Genomic DNA, 15605 nt, shown 5'->3' on the forward strand with positions numbered 1-15605 from the left:
CGCCCCCGTGCATGTCAGCGCTCCATGCATTCCGTCGATTTCACGGCACGCCCGTGGGTGATGCAGGCCGAACAGAAGGTGACCAACCCGCAACGGAGTATCGCCATGAAGATCATGAAGCCTCATTCGTTACTGCTCGTGCTGTGCCTGGGGCTCAGCGCACCTGTGGTGCTGGCAGCCACCGACCTGAACGATCAGCGTGCTCCTGGCACGCAGCCGCATGACAGTGGGCACATGAGCAACCAAGGCGGAGCGACCGGCTCCGGCACGCCTGCGGATGCCATGGGGACAGGTTCCGGCGGAACCGATGGCAATGACACTGACAATACCGGTGGCGATGGCACCACCGACCGATCCGGTAGTGACCGCAGTGGATCGGAACGCGGCACCGGGACGGGTAGCGGGACCGGAGGCTCTGGTGGTTCGGGCTCCAGCGGTGGTTCCGGTAGTTGAAGGTTCGCTCGAACTGCCCTATGGCCGGCGACGCGTGCCCAGCTCGATCCAGACGGGCGCATGGTCGCTGGCCTTGGGTTCGTTACGCACCCAGGCATCGACACCAGCCCGCTTCAGGTAGGGCGCGAGCTCGGGGTTGAGCAGCAGGTGGTCGATACGTAAACCGGCGTTGCGTGCCCAGTGGTTGCGGAAATAATCCCAGAAGGTGTAAATGCGCTCGTCCGGATACAGATGGCGAATGGCGTCGACCCAGCCTTGATTCAGCAGTTTCTGGTAGCACGCACGTGATTCGGGCTGCAGCAGCGCGTCCTTCATCCAGGAGCGCGTGTCGTAGATATCCATATCGGTTGGCACCACATTGAAATCGCCCGCCAGCACCGCGGGATGGCCACCGTCATGCAGCCCTTTGACATGCTCGATCAGGCCCTCGAACCAGCGGAGCTTGTAATCGAATTTCGGCCCCGGTTGCGGGTTGCCGTTCGGCAGGTACAGGCAAGCCACCAGCACCCCGTGCACCGCGGCTTCGAGGTAGCGGCTCTGGTTGTCGTCCTCCATGCCAGGCAGGCCACGCCGTACTTCCAGTGGTTCGCTGCCTCGCGACAGAATGGCCACACCGTTCCACGAAGGCTGCCCTTGATAGAGGCTGCCGTACCCCGCCGCTTCCAGCGCCTGGTGAGGAAACTGCTGATCCGCCGCCTTGAGCTCCTGCAGGCAGGCAATGTCAGGCCTTTCCCGCTCCAGCCAGGCCAGCAGTGCCGGCAGTCGGCTACGAATGCCGTTGATGTTGAACGTGGCAATCTTAAGCGCTTTCATGCGTCGGGGTCGCTCACATGGGCCTGCACGGCATCTTCCAGGGCGCGCACATGGGCGTCATCGGCCAATGCCTTGAGTGCCAGCCAGTCGTCCCAGTCGATGGCACCATCGTCACGCAGCGCCTCGGCCGTGCGTAGCAGTTCATGGTGGTAGGCATCCGGCGACTCACGGCGGTAACTGATGTCGTCGTATTGGGCGTACCAGGCTTCGAGCTCGGGGATGCTGCGTTCAATGCTCATGATGGAGCCCTCACGGTGTCCTTTGCATTAAGAGCCCCACCATTGGGCGACGTTCAAATTCAATGCCGCCAGTCGAACCGCCCAGAGGCTGCGCATGAAACGAGCTCGCCGCGAACCAGGTTTCCCGGTTCGCGGCGCAACCGAAGCGTTACTCAGGCAATCAGGTAGGAATGCCTGCCAGTCGCCAGACAGGCGCTGGAGCCGGTTCGGCCTGGCTGCGTTTGCGTGCCCACTGGGTCAGGGCAGCCATCATGGCAAAGCCCAGCAGGATCAGTACCGGATAAGCCAGCAGCAACTCGGTCAGCGAGTATTTCCAGGCCAGTGGGCGGCCAACACCCAGCATCGCCGCATACAGCCAGGACACACCCGACAGTGCGCCGGAGAACAACGCAAACATCCGCACGCCAAAGTTAAGGTCCAGCAAGTTGCCTGCTTTGAGCAGGGCCGGCAATACATAGCGATGCAACAACATGCCGTTAAAGGTCAGCAACATGACAATAATGACCTTCGCTTGAAGTTTAGGATTGGCAAAATAGTTCATACCTTTATCAAGGTAGTCAATTCCAATCACTGCGGCACCCGTGAGCCACAGGAATATCAGGGCATTGGCCACGGACTTCTGCAAGCTCGTCATATGCTTACTGTCATGCCCGGCTTCTTTATGACCTTTCAACAAGTTCCTGACCATCTCGGCGTCACTGGCGAATACCATGCCGATGGCAATGCAACAGGCCAATAAATGAACGTAAATAACAGACAACCGCACCAGCTCCATGGATTCTTTCTGCCCGAACAGGCTAATAATTGTATTAATCTCCACGACATTTTCTCCACGCAATGCGTTAGCGCTAGATGGCTTTGAAATAGGTGTGCGAACGATTTAATCGCAACGACAGAGCCAAATTCTAATCGTTAAATGAAAAAGCAGATTGTCACTCAATACACGCGGTGGCTCACCCGAAGAGCCTCGGTTGGGCATGGCAATACTCCACTATTCAGGAATAAAAAAGCCCCATGAGCATCCCTGCAATGCCGATGAGGTTGAACGTCCATAAGTTCTGGGGAAAGGCGCGAGGTGCAATCACATTGAACGCACCTGCTGGCAAATAGGAGTCAGTGTCATCCAAATCGTTCATTTCTCGAGCAAAACGACCGACAGGCGGCACACTAAATCAAGTTAGTTAGTTTGCTAAGTTGTTGTAATTTGACCGAATGGAAAGTTTTACCAACAACTGGATCCAAACTTAGCAAGTGTCTTTGGACGCTCTATCCTGCTGTTTCGCAGTTATCGCTTTGCAGGTGACCGTGCCTGAAGTGCCATCAGTCAGGCCCGGCAAGCTACATTCCGATCATCACGGGCGGTCGGAAGGAAGCGTGCGAGACATCGTGAATCTGGACCCGCACAACGCCTTCACATTTGAGGGTGCAGATGCCGCGCCTGCCCTGCTCCGCCTCGTTCAGCTCGATCAGTTCGTTCAGAGGCACAACAGGCCCATGGCATGCTAAATACTATGTGCATGCACCTTATCAAGGAGCCTGCAATGATCGCGGTTCGCGAAGCCTGGAACGCCGGCCTGTTCAAGCGTGAACACTGGATGCGCAACCTTGTCTCCGGCCTCATCGTCGGGGTTGTTGCGCTGCCCCTCGCCATGGCCTTCGCCATCGCTTCCGGGGTCAAGCCGGAGCAAGGCATCTACACGGCGATCATAGGCGGGCTGCTGGTTTCCTTGCTGGGCGGCAGTCGATTGCAGATCGCCGGACCAACCGGGGCCTTCATCGTGATCCTCGCAGGGGTGACGGCGAAGTACGGAGTGGAAGGCCTTCAACTGGCCACGATGATGGCTGGCGCCATACTGCTGGTGCTTGGCATTACCCGCCTGGGTGCAGTCATCAAGTTCATTCCCGACCCGGTGATCGTGGGTTTCACCGCCGGCATCGGCATCATCATCTGGGTTGGGCAATGGCGTGACTTCTTCGGCCTGCCCGTAATCGAAGGTGGGCACTTCCACGAAAAACTGTGGCATCTGTTGCTAGCCCTGCCGGACCTCCACATTGCCACGACGCTGCTCGCGACATGCAGCCTTGCTTTGCTGATCCTGGCACCAAGGCTGCCCGTGCTGAAACGCCTGCCCGGGCCACTGGTAGCCATGGTGTTCGCGACGCTCGTCCAATCCCTGTTCCATTTTGACGGTGTGGCTACCATCGGCACCGCCTTCGGGGCGATCCCACAAGGTTTGCCGTCACTGACCTGGCCCGAAGTCTCCCTGGCGCGGGTGATCGAACTGATCGGGCCAGCATTTGCGATCGCCATGCTGGGGGCCATCGAATCATTGCTCTCGGCTGTCGTCGCCGACGGCATGGCAGGGACCAGGCACGACTCGAACCAGGAATTGATCGGCCAAGGGGTCGCCAACCTGGTAGTGCCGCTGTTCGGGGGCTTTGCCGCCACAGGTGCCATTGCCCGGACAGCGACCAACATCCGCAATGGTGCTACCGGGCCGTTGGCCGGCATCATCCATGCGCTGACACTGGTACTGATCATTCTGTTCCTGGCGCCACTGGCGTCGAACATTCCACTCTGCGCACTGGCGGCGATTCTGTTCGTCGTCGCCTACAACATGAGCGAGCTGAAGCATTTCAAGCGCATGCTGCAGCGCGCACCGCGAGCCGACATCGCCATCCTGCTCGTCACCTTCACCTTGACGGTGTTCAGCGACCTGGTGATCGCCGTGAATATCGGCGTCATCCTCGCCATGCTTCAGTTCATGCGCCGCATGGCATCGTCCGTCGACGTCCAGCAGGTGGTCGAAGAGGAACTGGCCAATGAACTGCACAGCAACGGCCAGAAATCGCTGCCCCCCGGCGTGCTGGTGTACACCATCGAAGGCCCGCTGTTCTTTGGCGCCGCTGAAACCTTCGAGCGCGCCCTGTCACAAACGCATACCGACCCTGAACTGCTGGTAATTTGCCTGAAGCGGGTGCCCTTCATGGATATCACCGGGCTGCAGACCCTGGAGGAAGTGATCCAGCAACTGCATGAACGCCAGATCGTTGTGAAACTGTGCGAAGCCAACGGCAAGGTGCTTGGCAAGCTCGAAAAGGCCGGAATCTTGCGCCTGCTTGGCCCCGGGCACTATCACCAAACGCTCGGTACCGCCCTGCTGGAGGCAAAGGCACCGGCGGCACACAACTGACTTGTGATCCACCAGCAGTACAGCGGCGTTATTCTTGTCCAGTCGCTTGTATTGAAAGGCCATACAGAGTCCCATTTCAGGAACAGCCACCTGGCACTGCGCGGCCCCCCCCCTGTAGGAGCAGCCTTGTGCTGCGAAGAGGCCGGTACAAGCAACAGATATGCATAATCAGTACGGGCCTCTTCGCAGCACAAGGCTGCTCCTACAGAGGGCCGCGCAAGGCCGTGGGGTTGAGGCTTCAGCCCAGCAACTGGCTCAACACCGCACGCAACTTCCCCGGTTTGACGGGCTTGTTCAGCAACGGCGCGCCGAGCTTGTTCAAGGAGCGTCGGCACTGATCGCTGCGGTCGGCAGTGATGATCACCGCAGGAATGGCGGCGCCGAAATGTTCACGCAAGTGCCTGACCACCTCGCAGCCGACAACACCGTGGTCCAGGTGAAAATCCGCCAGGATCAATTCCGGTGCCCGCCCCTGCAAGGCCAGCAAGGCCCCGGCCTGGTCGGTCGCGGTAACCACTTCGCAGCCCCACTGCCCGAGCAGCGCGCCCATGCTCTCGAGGATGCTCACTTCGTTGTCCAGTACCAGCAGGCGGCGGCCCGGCAACGGGTTGCCGGCGCCAGGCTGCGGCGCGGCCTGGTGGATAGGCAGCGGCATGGCTTCGCCGATCGGCACGTCGATACTGAACATCGAGCCACGCCCCGGCCATGAACGCACCTCGACGCGATAGCCGAGGATCTTGGCGATCCGCTCGACGATCGCCAGCCCCAGCCCCACACCCTTGCGATCGGCGGCACGGCCTACGTCAAGTTGGTTGAACTCGAGGAAAATGGCCTGCAGCCGATCGGCCGCGATGCCCCGCCCGGTATCCCACACCTCCAGGCGCAAGTGATCGCCGCGGCGCCTGGCGCCCAGCAGAATCCTGCCCTCATCGGTATAACGGCAGGCGTTGCTGAGAAAGTTGCGCAGGATACGCGTCATCAGCCGCAGGTCGGTGCTGATGGCGTAGTCGGCAATGCGCGCACGCAACTTCAGGCCTGCCGCATCGGCCACCGTGCGGAACTCCGAGACCAGTGGCCCGAACAGCTCGTCGAGGCGGTACAGCGCCACGTCCGGCTTGACCGCCGCCTGGTCGAGCCGGGAAATGTCCAGCAGGTCGGTCAGCAGGTCTTCAGCGCCCTCCAGCGCCTGATGGGTACGCTCCACCAGCACTTTTTCCGCTTCTGGCAGCGGTCTTTCGCGCAAGGTCGAGATCAGCAGCCGCGCGGCATTCAGCGGTTGCAGCAGGTCATGGCTGGCGGCAGCGAGGTACTTGTCCTTGCTGCGGTTGGCGGTTTCCGCGGCGTCGCGGGCATCGCGCAGGGCGCGGGCGATCTGTTTGCGCTCGGCGATCTGCTGTTGCAGGTTGCGGTTGGCCTCCAGCAGTTCATCGGTACGGGCAGCCACCCGTTGTTCGAGCTCGTCATTCAGTTGCTGCAGGCGCTGCTGGGCCAGCTTGCGTTCGGTGATGTCGGCGACAAACCCTTCCACCAGCCCTTCCTGACCTGGCTTGAGCAACAGGTTCATCAACACATCGAGGTGGCTGCCGTCCTTGCGCCGCAAGCGGGTTTCATAACCGTGCAGGCTGCGTTCACGAGCGAGGGTCGCGGTGATGGCGTGCAACTCTTCGGCCCCGCCGACAAACAGGTTGGCGGCAAGGTCCGTCAGCGGAAACAGCAACGCTTGCGGGTTGTCGTAACCGAGCATACGTGCCAACGCCGGGTTGGCGGCTCGCATGCCGTCTTGCAGGCTGGCCTGGAAAATCCCGTGCACGGCGTTTTCGAACAACCATTTGTAGCGGTTGCGTTCGGCCTCCAGTTCGTCCAGGCGCGCAGCCAGCTCCGGGTAATGGCTCTTGCGCGCCGAGTGATCGCCCAGCCCCAGCAGCCCGGCCAGCGCCCGTTGCTGCTCGTCAGAGGGCCTCGCCATAGACCACCTCGACATCACGTTGGCTCGACGCACGCGGGTTGGTGAGGATGCACGGGTCATCCATCGCATGTTGCGACAGGAACGGGATATCGGCCGTGCGCACCCCATGCAGGCCCAGGGTTTCGTGGAAGCCGATGGCATGCTTCAGGGCGATCAGGTGCTCCACCAGGCGCGCGCAGATCTGCCGGTGGTTGAGGCCGCGGCAGTCGATACCCAGCACTTCGGCAATCACCTTGAAACGCTCCGGTGCCGAGCTGTAGTTGAACGCCACCACGTGTTCCACCAGCACCGCATTGCACAGGCCATGCGGCAGGTCGAGGAACCCGCCCAGGCTGTGCGACATGGCGTGGACCGCACCCAGAATCGCATTGGAAAACGCCAGCCCTGCCTGCATGCTGCCCAGCATGATCTTCTCGCGCAGGGCGATATCGGTGGGGTTGGCGATCATCTCCACCAGGTTGCCATTGATCAGGCGCATGGCTTCCAGCGCATGGGGGTCGGTCAGCGGGCCGTGGCCGGTGGAAACGAAGGCTTCGATGGCATGCACCAGCGCATCGATACCGGTGCAGGCCGACAGGAACGGGTCCATGCTCAGGGTGGTTTGCGGGTCGATCAGCGACACGTCCGGCACCACCGCCTTGCTGACGATGGAGAACTTCATGCGCTCCTGCTGGTTGGAAATGATCACGAACTGCGACACGTCCGCCGAGGTGCCGGCCGTGGTCGGGATCAGGATCAGCGGCGGGCTGGGCACACGGATCATGTCCACGCCTTCGAATTCGAGGATGCTGCGCCCGTGGGCGACCACGATGCCGATGGCCTTGCCGCAATCCATCGGGCTGCCGCCGCCGACCGCGACGATCACATCACAGTGGTTCTGCCGGTAGATCTCGGCGCCAAGCATCACCTCTTCCACACGCGGGTTGGGCGATACGGCGCTGTACAGGCAGTAGTCGATGCCCTGGGCCTGCAGGCTGGCCTCCACGTCCGCCACCCAACCGGCGGCAATCACACCGGGGTCGCTGACCACCAGCACCTTGCGCGCACCGAAGGTCTTGGCGTAATTGGCAACATTATGCCGGCAGCCGGCACCAAAGATGATCTCGGGCGAAACGAACTTGCGAAGCGGGCTGAAACTCTGGCTCATCGGGAAGCCTGTTCTTATTGTTCTGGAAGGTAACCGCCAGCGTAAAGCATCCCGCAGCGAAAGCAACCAGACCAAAGCCTGGCCAGGGCTCATTCGATCCAGTACTTGGCACGGGCCACCTCCAGGAACGCCAGGATGTCCTCGTCCAGCCCCGGCACCCCGGGGAAGCGCTGTGCAAGGCGGTCGATGACCGCCGCCACGCTGCGCCGGCCATCCAGCAACTCGAGCACCCAGCCGGCACTGGCATTGAGTTCGATGGTGCCCTCCGGGTACAGCAGCACATGGCAGGCCTGGCGCGGCTCCCAGCGCAGGCGGAAGCCCTTGCGCAAGGCCAGGGCTTGTTCGCGATCGATCAGGTTCACAACGGGCATGCTCAATGAAGAACCGGCCATCGCGCTGATGGCCGGACAGGCATCAACGATTGGCGAAGTACATCGTCACTTCGAAGCCGATGCGCAGGTCGGTAAAGGCGGGTTTAGTCCACATGGGGCATTCCTCTTCTTGGTGCCGGGCGATTCCGGTATAGGCATTAATGCACGAGGGGCGACGGGGCCGAATGCTACTTTGGGACAGGTTTGCGGGGTGCGTTGGTAGGGGTAACACGGAGCTGCTGTGGATTTGTGCATGACAGTGCCGGCCTCTTCGCGGGCTCGCCCGCTCCCACAGGGACTGCACAAGTTTCAAGACCAGTGCAATACCTGTGGGAGCGGGCGAGCCCGCGAAGGCCGCGACGCGGTTTAGAAGAAGCCCAGCGGGTTGATGTCGTAGCTCACCAGCAGGTTCTTGGTCTGCTGGTAGTGATCGAGCATCATCTTGTGCGTCTCGCGGCCCACCCCGGACTTCTTGTAGCCACCGAACGCGGCATGCGCCGGGTACAGGTGGTAGCAGTTGGTCCACACGCGCCCGGCCTTGATCCCGCGGCCCATGCGGTAGGCACGGTTGATGTCACGGGTCCACAGCCCCGCGCCCAGGCCAAACTCGCTGTCGTTGGCGATCGCCAGGGCTTCGGCTTCGTCCTTGAAGGTGGTCACGCCCACCACCGGGCCGAAGATCTCCTCCTGGAACACGCGCATCTTGTTGTTGCCCTTGAGCAGGGTCGGCTGGATGTAGTAACCGCTGGCCAGGTCGCCGTCGAGCCGCTCGGCAGCGCCACCGGTGAGCAGCTGCGCGCCCTCCTCCCGGGCAATCTGCAAGTAGGAAAGAATCTTGTCGTATTGCTGCTCCGAGGCCTGGGCGCCGACCATGGTCGCGGTGTCTAGCGGGTTGCCACGGGTGATCTTGGCGATCTTCTTCATCACCTCGGCCATGAACGGCTCGTAGATCGATTCCTGGATCAGCGCCCGCGACGGGCAGGTGCACACTTCACCCTGGTTGAAGAACGCCAGCACCAGGCCTTCGGCTGCCTTTTCGATGAACGCGGGCTCGGCCTGCATGATGTCTTCGAAGAAGATGTTCGGCGACTTGCCGCCCAGTTCGACGGTGGACGGGATGATGTTCTCGGCGGCGCACTTCATGATGTGCGAGCCCACCGGGGTGGAACCGGTGAAGGCGATCTTGGCGATGCGCTTGCTGGTGGCCAGGGCCTCACCGGCTTCGCGGCCAAAGCCCTGGACGATGTTCAGCACGCCTGCTGGCAGCAGGTCGGCGATCAGCTCGGCGAAAATGGTGATCGACAACGGCGTCTGCTCCGCCGGTTTGAGCACCACGCAGTTGCCGGCTGCCAGCGCCGGGGCGAGTTTCCAGGCGGCCATCAGCAGCGGGAAGTTCCATGGAATGATCTGCCCGACCACGCCCAATGGCTCGTGGATGTGGTAGGCCACGGTGCCCTCGTTGATTTCGGCGGCGCCGCCTTCCTGGGCACGGATGCAGCCGGCGAAGTAGCGGAAGTGGTCCGCCGCCAGCGGCACGTCGGCGTTGAGGGTTTCGCGCACGGCCTTGCCGTTGTCCCAGCTCTCGGTAACGGCCAGTACTTCGAGATTCTGTTCGATGCGGTCGGCGATCTTCAGCAGTACCAGGGCGCGGTCCTGCACCGAGGTCTTGCCCCAGGCCTCGGCAGCGGCATGCGCGGCGTCCAGGGCCTGCTCGATGTCCTGGGCGCCGGAGCGCGGGAACTCGGCAATCAGCTGGCCATTGACCGGCGAGCTGTTGGTGAAGTACTGGCCGCCCAGCGGCGGCACGAATTCGCCGTTGATGAAATTGCCGTAGCGTGGCTTGAAGGACACGATGGCGCCTGGGGTTCCGGGTTGTGCGTAGATCATGCTGAGCCTCTGTGGGTCGATGCCTGTCCAGCGACAGGCGATGAGCCGATGGTAAAAAGCCCCGCCTGCCGGGCGAATGCATCGTTGGCAGCGGGGCTCTCGTCATTTGGTAGTAGGGCCGCTTGCCACAGGGTCCCTGGCAGCAAGCGGCAGGTTGTCGGCTTAGCGACTGGCGCTTGCCGTTTGCAGTTGCTTGGGCAGCTTGAAGGTCCAGAGCATGCCGCCCTGGTTGAAGTCCTTGACCCGCTTGGCCACTTCACCGCCCCACAGCGGCACCGCGCCGCCCCAACCGGAAACCACCGAAACGTACTGCTCGCCGTCCATTTCCCAGGTCACTGGCGAACCGAGCACGCCGGAGCCGGTCTGGAACTCCCAGACCTTGTCGCCGGTCTTGGCGTTGAAGGCCTGCAGGAAGCCTTCCGGCGTGCCGGTGAACACCAGGTTGCCCTTGGTGGTCAACACCCCGCCCCACAGCGGCGCATAGTTCTTGTGGCGCCACACTTCCTTGCCGCTGACCGGGTCGATGGCGCGCAACACGCCAATGTAGTCTTCGTTGAGCGGCTTGATGGTGAAGCCGGCACCGAGGAACGCCGCGCCCTTCTTGTAGGCGATGCCTTCGTTCCAGATGTCCATGCCCCACTCGTTGGACGGCACATAGAACAGCCCGGTGTCCTTGTTGTAGGCCATCGGCATCCAGTTCTTGGCCCCGAGGAACGCCGGGGCGACGAACACCGAGCTGCCCTTGGCCTCGCTACCCGGCGCCCCCGGCCGGCTGGCCTCGTTGTAGATTGGCCGGCCGTCCTTGTCCAGGCCGGTGGCCCAGGTGATCTTGTCGACGAAGGGGAAGCCGCGGATGAACTTGCCGTTGGTGCGGTCCAGCACGTAGAAGAAGCCGTTGCGGTCAGCGGTAGCGGCGGCCTTGACCTCCTTGCCGCCGTCCTTGTAGTTGAACGAGATCAGCTCGTTGACGCCGTCGAAATCCCAGCCGTCATGCGGCGTGCTCTGGAAGTGCCACTTGATGGTGCCATCGTCGGGGTTCAGGGCCAGGCGCGAAGAGGAATACAGGTTGTCGCCCGGGCGCAGGTGCGAGTTCCACGGCGCCGGGTTGCCGGTGCCGAACAGGATCAGGTTGGTTTCCGGGTCGTAGTAGCCGCCCAGCCAAGGCGCCGCACCACCGGTCTTCCACAGGTCGCCGGGCCAGGTCTTGCCCGCCTCGCCGCCAGAAATGCCGTTTTCGATCGCCTTGCCGTCCTTGTACACGTAGCCCATGTGCCCTTCCACGGTCGGGCGCATCCACAGCAGCTCGCCGTTTTCCGGGTTGTAGGCCTGGATCTTGCCCACCACGCCAAACTCGCCGCCGGCGACGCCGGTGATCAGCTTGCCGTTGACGATCATCGGCGCGGCGCTGATGGAGTAGCCTTCCTTGTGGTCGGCCACTTTCTTGCTCCATACCACCTTGCCGGTGTCCTTGTTCAGCGCCACCAGCTTGGCATCGAGGGTGCCGAAGAACACCAGGTTGCCGTACAGCGCCACGCCGCGGTTGATCACGTCGCAGCACGGGCGGATGTCATCGGGCAGGCGCGCATCGTATTGCCACAGTTTCTTGCCGGTACGGGCGTCCACGGCGAACACCCGTGAGTAGGAGCCGGTCAGGTACATCACCCCGTCCTTGACCAGCGGCTGGGCCTGCTGGCCGCGCTGCTTCTCACCACCGAAGGAAAATGCCCAGACCGGCCGCAGGTCCTTGACGTTGTCGGTATTGAGCAGGTTCAGCGGGCTGTAGCGCTGGCCCTGCACGCCCAGGCCATTGGTCACGATCTGCTGCGGGTTCTTCGGGTCCTGGAGAATTTCTTCATTGCTGACAGCGGCGTGGGCTGCACCGGCAAGCAGCATGGCGCTGAGCACCAGGCTCAAGGCGAACACGGGACGACGTGTGGATCGGGTCATGACGGCTACCTTTGGTTTTTTTGTTGTATCCGGGAAAACTTCCCGGTGTGTCGGGAATTCTTGGTCCCGACCTGCTTGCCAACAATTGCCCGCAGTGCTGAGTTTTCTAGTTCCTTGGTAGCAGTGAACTTGCGCGGTCCCCTGTAGGAGCGGCCTTGTGTCGCGAAAGGGGCGCGAAGCGGCCCCAGGATTTGTGCCCATGGCTGAAATTGCCGGGGCTGCCTTGCAGCCCTTTCGCGACACAAGGCCGCTCCTACAGGGACCGTGTCAGCCCTTGCTGTCCAGGCGCCGCAACTGCTGGCGTTCGTAACGGGGGTACAGGTGGCTGACACTGCGAATCAGCTCGTAACGGGTCAGGCTGATAGCAGCAAACCGTTCGGGTATGGGGCTGCGGATCATCTCGGCCATGTCATCGCCACGCGCCGCGCCGTCGCGCATCAGCCCGTCCAGCCAGCCCAGGTAATCACGCATCTGGGCAAACGGCCGGGCATCGCTGGCCAGCGGGCCATGACCAGGCACCAGCTGCTTCCAGGGCAGCGCTTGCAAGGTGTCCAGGTCCTTCAGCCACACCTCCAGCCCCGGGCTGTTGGGCGTGGTCAATGCGCGCTCGTAGAACACCAGGTCGCCGGCGAACAGCACACCGGTGCTTTCATCCAGAATCGCCAGGTCGGCACCGGTGTGCCCGCCCAGCGCCAGCAGCCGCAGGCGGTGCCCACCCACCTCGTGAATACCTGGCTCCAGCACACGGGTCGGCAGCACCACCTCGGTACCGCGCATCCAGTCACCAACCAGGCGGTACATGTTCTCGGCCATGGCCTCCCCCTGCTGGCGCAACAGCTCGCCGGTACCGGCCAGGGCGCCGATGGGCACATCGGCAAAGGCCTGGTTGCCCAGCACATGGTCGGGGTGATGATGGGTCAGCAGCACTTCGACCACCGGCTTGTCGGTGGTGGCGGCAATGGCCTGGCGCAATGCTTCGCCGTAGCGTTTCGACGGCCCGCTGTCGATCACCACCACCCCGTTGTCGGTGACGATGAACGCGGTGTTGACGATATTGCCGCCGTTATCCTTGGCGAAATTGTCGGTGCTGCCCTCCAGCAGCCAGGTCCCTTCGGCGATCTGCCGGGGCTTGAGCCGATAGTCCAGGTCTGCCCAGGCCGGCAGGCCCAGGCACAGTAGCAACAGCAGAATGCAACGCATGACGGGCGCCTCTGGTCAGGGATGGAGTCGGGCAACGCGTTCAGGGCACTGCCGCCTCGAACTGGTTGCCGCTGTTGTCCTGCAACACCAACCGGGTCGGCCCGGGACCCTGGATGTCGAAGCCCAGGTTGGGGTTTTCGCTGACCGCCGGGTACAGTTCCAGGCTGGCCAGGCGCTGGCCATCCGCGCCTTGCAACTCGGCATGGTTGAGGAAGAATTCGGGAATACCGCTGACCAGGCCGTTGTCCATCGGGTGGGCCACCTGCAGGCGCAGGCGGCTGCTGTCGCCACGCGGGTAGCGCCCGCCCAGGACTTCGCCAAGGTGCTCCTCCCAGCCGGGCTGAGTGCGTACCACGCTGGGCGCGGTACAACCGCCGCCGGCGGCATCGATCAGGGTCGAGCCGACATGCCACAGGCCGTCGCGCGTCAGCACCGCGGCACGCAGCGGTGTGGCCTGTTCGACGCGGATGCGGATCGACAACCAGGGCAGCACGCGCTCGCCAGGCTGGAAGTCGACGATACGCGGCAGCGGGTTGAGTTCGGCCCAGGCAATGATCCGCACCACTTCGCCGCTGAACGCCCGAGCGTCGATCTCCAACGGCACCTGGCGTGCGTCCTCGGCAAAGGGTGGCGCCAGCAGCTTGACCCGATCATCGAACACGAATGCGGCCTGGCCCAGCAGCTGCTTGTGGTAGAAGTCCCACATCACCGACGGCACCGGGTCCTTGTGGTTACTCGGCTCGCTGGCCTGGGACTGTGCGGCCCAGGGCATCCAGCAGGCCAGCAGGAAAGTCGCTCGCCAGTTCATCGCCCACTCCTTGATGAAACAGTTATCCGTTGAGCCAGCATGATCCCTGTGGGAGCGGGCATGCCCGCGAAGCAGGCGGCGCGGTGGATGGCACGGGCTTCGCCCGTGTTCGCGGCGGTTCGACGCCTCGACAAGCCCGCTACCACAGGGGTCGCACCAGCGCTACTGATACATTTCCGGCACCTGGTAACGCAGGCCATAACTGGCATAAATCGCCTTCATCCGCCCATCACGAATCAGCGTCTCAAGCGCTTCCTCCACCGCATAGGCCAGCTGCCGGTTGCTTTCATGCACCGCCATGCCGATCTCCCAGGCCTGCTTGCCAAGGTTCGGGTAGGCGTTTTCCGCCAGGGCCAGCTGCGGGTCGGCGGCTTGATGCAGTTGCCAGTCAACTTCGCCGCGCATCGCCATCACCGCGTCCACCTGGCCGGCCTGCATGGCGCCGAAAGCTTGCTGCACATTGGGGTAATGATGGGTCCTGGCACTGAGCATGCCGTTGAACACAGAAGTCAGGTAGAACGACGGCACGCTGTCCACCTCGACCCCGATCGGGTGCTGCTGGAACACCGCGACACTGGCCACCGAGGGCAGGCGGCGGCGATCATAGGCGACCTGCCAGCGCTCCTCCTGATAAGGGCCGAACATGACCACCTGGGCGTTTTCCAGCTCGCCTACCTCGTTGCGCCGCTGCGCATAGGCATGGTCGTATGGCACCCGCATCATCAGGTCGGCCAGTTGCTGGTGGCGCAACGGGCTGCCGCGCCAGATGTAGTCGCGCAGATCGTCGTCGAGCTTTTCCCCGGGTGGCGCCCAGATCAGCTGCAAGCGCACTCCCAACGCCGTTGCCAGGGCCTGCGCCAGCTCCACGTCGACACCTCGCGGCTGGCCGTGGTCCTCGAAACTGTAGGGCGCAAAGTCCTTGTACACAGCCACCTTCAATTCGCCGGCGGCGATGATCGCGTCGTAGTTGCGCACCTGCGCCTGCGCCGCCGCGCAGCACAGCAGCAAGCCACTGAACAGCACCGCCAACAGACGCATGGCCGTCATTCCTCGACGTGCACGCTGTCCAAGTAGGTGCGCACCGCCCACAGGGCCTCCTGGCTCAGGTAGTCGGCCATCTTCGGCATGTACACCCGGCCGTCGCGGACCGCACCGTGGCGTACCCGCTCGACGAACCACTCATCCCCGGCCTCGCCGGCATCGAGCATGCGCAGATCCGGGGCGATGCCCCCCGACTTGGCCTCCAGGCCATGGCAGGCGGCGCAGTTCTGGTTGTAGGCCGAGGCACCGATCTCCACGGCCTTGTCGTGCTCGGGAGAGCTGCGGTACGGGTTGACCGCTGCCCAGCCATCGCCGTCCAGGGTTACGCCAGCGTCCTTGATCGGGGTCAGGCCCTTGGTTTCCACGGCCTGGGGCACCACATTGCCATGTGCCCAGGCAGTGCCGGTCAGCACTGCACTGGCAAGCAGCCCGGCAGCCAGCAAGACGTTGCGTTTTGTTGTCATTTTTATGCCCTCACGATTGCACGCAAGGCCTCAACCACAGAGGCCGTGTCGCCATCTTAGAAACAGCCCGCAGGC

General features: G+C 62.7%; 15 protein-coding genes. 2 read left to right on the top strand and 13 right to left on the bottom strand.

The genetic code is table 11. From position 1 onward, the window contains the following. The first annotated feature begins 24 nt into the window (after window positions 1-24). Window positions 25-453 carry a hypothetical protein gene (locus tag IMX18_RS12950; protein ID WP_015270060.1) on the top strand — a complete coding sequence of 143 codons (429 nt, stop codon included), beginning with the start codon at window positions 25-27 and terminating at the stop codon, window positions 451-453. Window positions 454-471: 18 nt separating this feature from the next. Here the strand turns inward: IMX18_RS12950 and xth are convergent, their stop codons facing one another. The 3 genes from xth to IMX18_RS12965 all read right to left on the bottom strand — a co-directional run bounded on the left by xth (window position 472) and on the right by IMX18_RS12965 (window position 2280). Next, the gene (gene xth / locus IMX18_RS12955; RefSeq protein WP_015270059.1) at window positions 472-1266 is read right to left on the bottom strand and encodes an exodeoxyribonuclease III; all 795 of its coding nucleotides are present in this window, start codon (window positions 1264-1266) and stop codon (window positions 472-474) included. Further along, on the bottom strand, window positions 1263-1505 hold the full coding sequence (locus IMX18_RS12960; RefSeq protein WP_003257678.1) for a hypothetical protein: 243 nt from the start codon (window positions 1503-1505) through the stop codon (window positions 1263-1265). Before IMX18_RS12960 ends, xth begins: the two co-directional genes overlap by 4 nt. 160 nt (window positions 1506-1665) lie before the next feature. Continuing rightward, the gene (locus IMX18_RS12965) at window positions 1666-2280 is read right to left on the bottom strand and encodes a hypothetical protein (RefSeq protein WP_031324729.1); all 615 of its coding nucleotides are present in this window, start codon (window positions 2278-2280) and stop codon (window positions 1666-1668) included. A gap of 766 nt (window positions 2281-3046) precedes the next feature. Between IMX18_RS12965 and IMX18_RS12970 the strand changes: the two genes are divergently transcribed. After that, window positions 3047-4699 (top strand): SulP family inorganic anion transporter, encoded by a 1653-nt coding sequence (locus tag IMX18_RS12970; RefSeq protein ID WP_217190495.1) that lies wholly within the window; start codon window positions 3047-3049, stop codon window positions 4697-4699. 238 nt (window positions 4700-4937) lie between these two features. Here the strand turns inward: IMX18_RS12970 and IMX18_RS12975 are convergent, their stop codons facing one another. From IMX18_RS12975 to pedF, 10 genes are all read right to left on the bottom strand, one after another. Further along, window positions 4938-6665 (bottom strand): PAS domain-containing hybrid sensor histidine kinase/response regulator, encoded by a 1728-nt coding sequence (locus tag IMX18_RS12975; protein ID WP_015270056.1) that lies wholly within the window; start codon window positions 6663-6665, stop codon window positions 4938-4940. Then, window positions 6649-7812, bottom strand: a complete 1164-nt coding sequence (gene ercA, locus IMX18_RS12980; protein ID WP_025339550.1) for an alcohol dehydrogenase-like regulatory protein ErcA — start codon at window positions 7810-7812, stop codon at window positions 6649-6651. Before ercA ends, IMX18_RS12975 begins: the two co-directional genes overlap by 17 nt. A gap of 89 nt (window positions 7813-7901) precedes the next feature. Further along, window positions 7902-8174 carry a pyrroloquinoline quinone biosynthesis peptide chaperone PqqD gene (pqqD, locus tag IMX18_RS12985; protein ID WP_061302426.1) on the bottom strand — a complete coding sequence of 91 codons (273 nt, stop codon included), beginning with the start codon at window positions 8172-8174 and terminating at the stop codon, window positions 7902-7904. Window positions 8175-8226: 52 nt separating this feature from the next. Continuing rightward, window positions 8227-8298 (bottom strand): pyrroloquinoline quinone precursor peptide PqqA, encoded by a 72-nt coding sequence (gene pqqA, locus IMX18_RS12990; protein ID WP_003253598.1) that lies wholly within the window; start codon window positions 8296-8298, stop codon window positions 8227-8229. Window positions 8299-8549: 251 nt separating this feature from the next. Continuing rightward, window positions 8550-10070 (bottom strand): acetaldehyde dehydrogenase ExaC, encoded by a 1521-nt coding sequence (exaC, locus tag IMX18_RS12995; RefSeq protein WP_137137420.1) that lies wholly within the window; start codon window positions 10068-10070, stop codon window positions 8550-8552. Window positions 10071-10232: 162 nt separating this feature from the next. Next, window positions 10233-12017 (bottom strand): PQQ-dependent alcohol dehydrogenase PedH, encoded by a 1785-nt coding sequence (gene pedH / locus IMX18_RS13000; protein WP_024086834.1) that lies wholly within the window; start codon window positions 12015-12017, stop codon window positions 10233-10235. Window positions 12018-12284: 267 nt separating this feature from the next. Then, window positions 12285-13217 (bottom strand): quinoprotein relay system zinc metallohydrolase 1, encoded by a 933-nt coding sequence (locus IMX18_RS13005; RefSeq protein ID WP_137137419.1) that lies wholly within the window; start codon window positions 13215-13217, stop codon window positions 12285-12287. A 40-nt stretch (window positions 13218-13257) separates the two neighbouring features. Beyond that, on the bottom strand, window positions 13258-14025 hold the full coding sequence (locus IMX18_RS13010) for a quinoprotein dehydrogenase-associated SoxYZ-like carrier (RefSeq protein WP_015270052.1): 768 nt from the start codon (window positions 14023-14025) through the stop codon (window positions 13258-13260). 162 nt (window positions 14026-14187) lie between these two features. Continuing rightward, on the bottom strand, window positions 14188-15063 hold the full coding sequence (locus IMX18_RS13015) for a substrate-binding periplasmic protein (protein WP_015270051.1): 876 nt from the start codon (window positions 15061-15063) through the stop codon (window positions 14188-14190). Between the two features lie 5 nt (window positions 15064-15068). Further along, entirely contained in the window at window positions 15069-15530 is a 462-nt protein-coding gene (pedF, locus tag IMX18_RS13020; protein WP_013972175.1) for a cytochrome c-550 PedF, read from the bottom strand. Window positions 15531-15605: the final 75 nt, after the last annotated feature.

This window comes from Pseudomonas shirazica, from assembly GCF_015168335.1.
Classification (GTDB): Bacteria; Pseudomonadota; Gammaproteobacteria; order Pseudomonadales; family Pseudomonadaceae; genus Aquipseudomonas; species Aquipseudomonas asiatica.

Bases quoted from the DNA above. Each gene is read 5' to 3' on its own strand.
- IMX18_RS12970 (WP_217190495.1), top strand. From the start codon at position 3,047: ATGATCGCGGTTCGCGAAGCCTGGAACGCCGGCCTGTTCAAGCGTGAA.
- IMX18_RS13010 (WP_015270052.1), bottom strand. From the start codon at position 14,025: ATGAACTGGCGAGCGACTTTCCTGCTGGCCTGCTGGATGCCCTGGGCC.
- IMX18_RS12960 (WP_003257678.1), bottom strand. From the start codon at position 1,505: ATGAGCATTGAACGCAGCATCCCCGAGCTCGAAGCCTGGTACGCCCAA.
- exaC (WP_137137420.1), bottom strand. From the start codon at position 10,070: ATGATCTACGCACAACCCGGAACCCCAGGCGCCATCGTGTCCTTCAAG.
- IMX18_RS13005 (WP_137137419.1), bottom strand. From the start codon at position 13,217: ATGCGTTGCATTCTGCTGTTGCTACTGTGCCTGGGCCTGCCGGCCTGG.
- IMX18_RS13015 (WP_015270051.1), bottom strand. From the start codon at position 15,063: ATGCGTCTGTTGGCGGTGCTGTTCAGTGGCTTGCTGCTGTGCTGCGCG.
- IMX18_RS12975 (WP_015270056.1), bottom strand. From the start codon at position 6,665: ATGGCGAGGCCCTCTGACGAGCAGCAACGGGCGCTGGCCGGGCTGCTG.
- pedH (WP_024086834.1), bottom strand. From the start codon at position 12,017: ATGACCCGATCCACACGTCGTCCCGTGTTCGCCTTGAGCCTGGTGCTC.
- pedF (WP_013972175.1), bottom strand. From the start codon at position 15,530: ATGACAACAAAACGCAACGTCTTGCTGGCTGCCGGGCTGCTTGCCAGT.
- IMX18_RS12950 (WP_015270060.1), top strand. From the start codon at position 25: ATGCATTCCGTCGATTTCACGGCACGCCCGTGGGTGATGCAGGCCGAA.
- ercA (WP_025339550.1), bottom strand. From the start codon at position 7,812: ATGAGCCAGAGTTTCAGCCCGCTTCGCAAGTTCGTTTCGCCCGAGATC.
- IMX18_RS12965 (WP_031324729.1), bottom strand. From the start codon at position 2,280: ATGGAGCTGGTGCGGTTGTCTGTTATTTACGTTCATTTATTGGCCTGT.
- xth (WP_015270059.1), bottom strand. From the start codon at position 1,266: ATGAAAGCGCTTAAGATTGCCACGTTCAACATCAACGGCATTCGTAGC.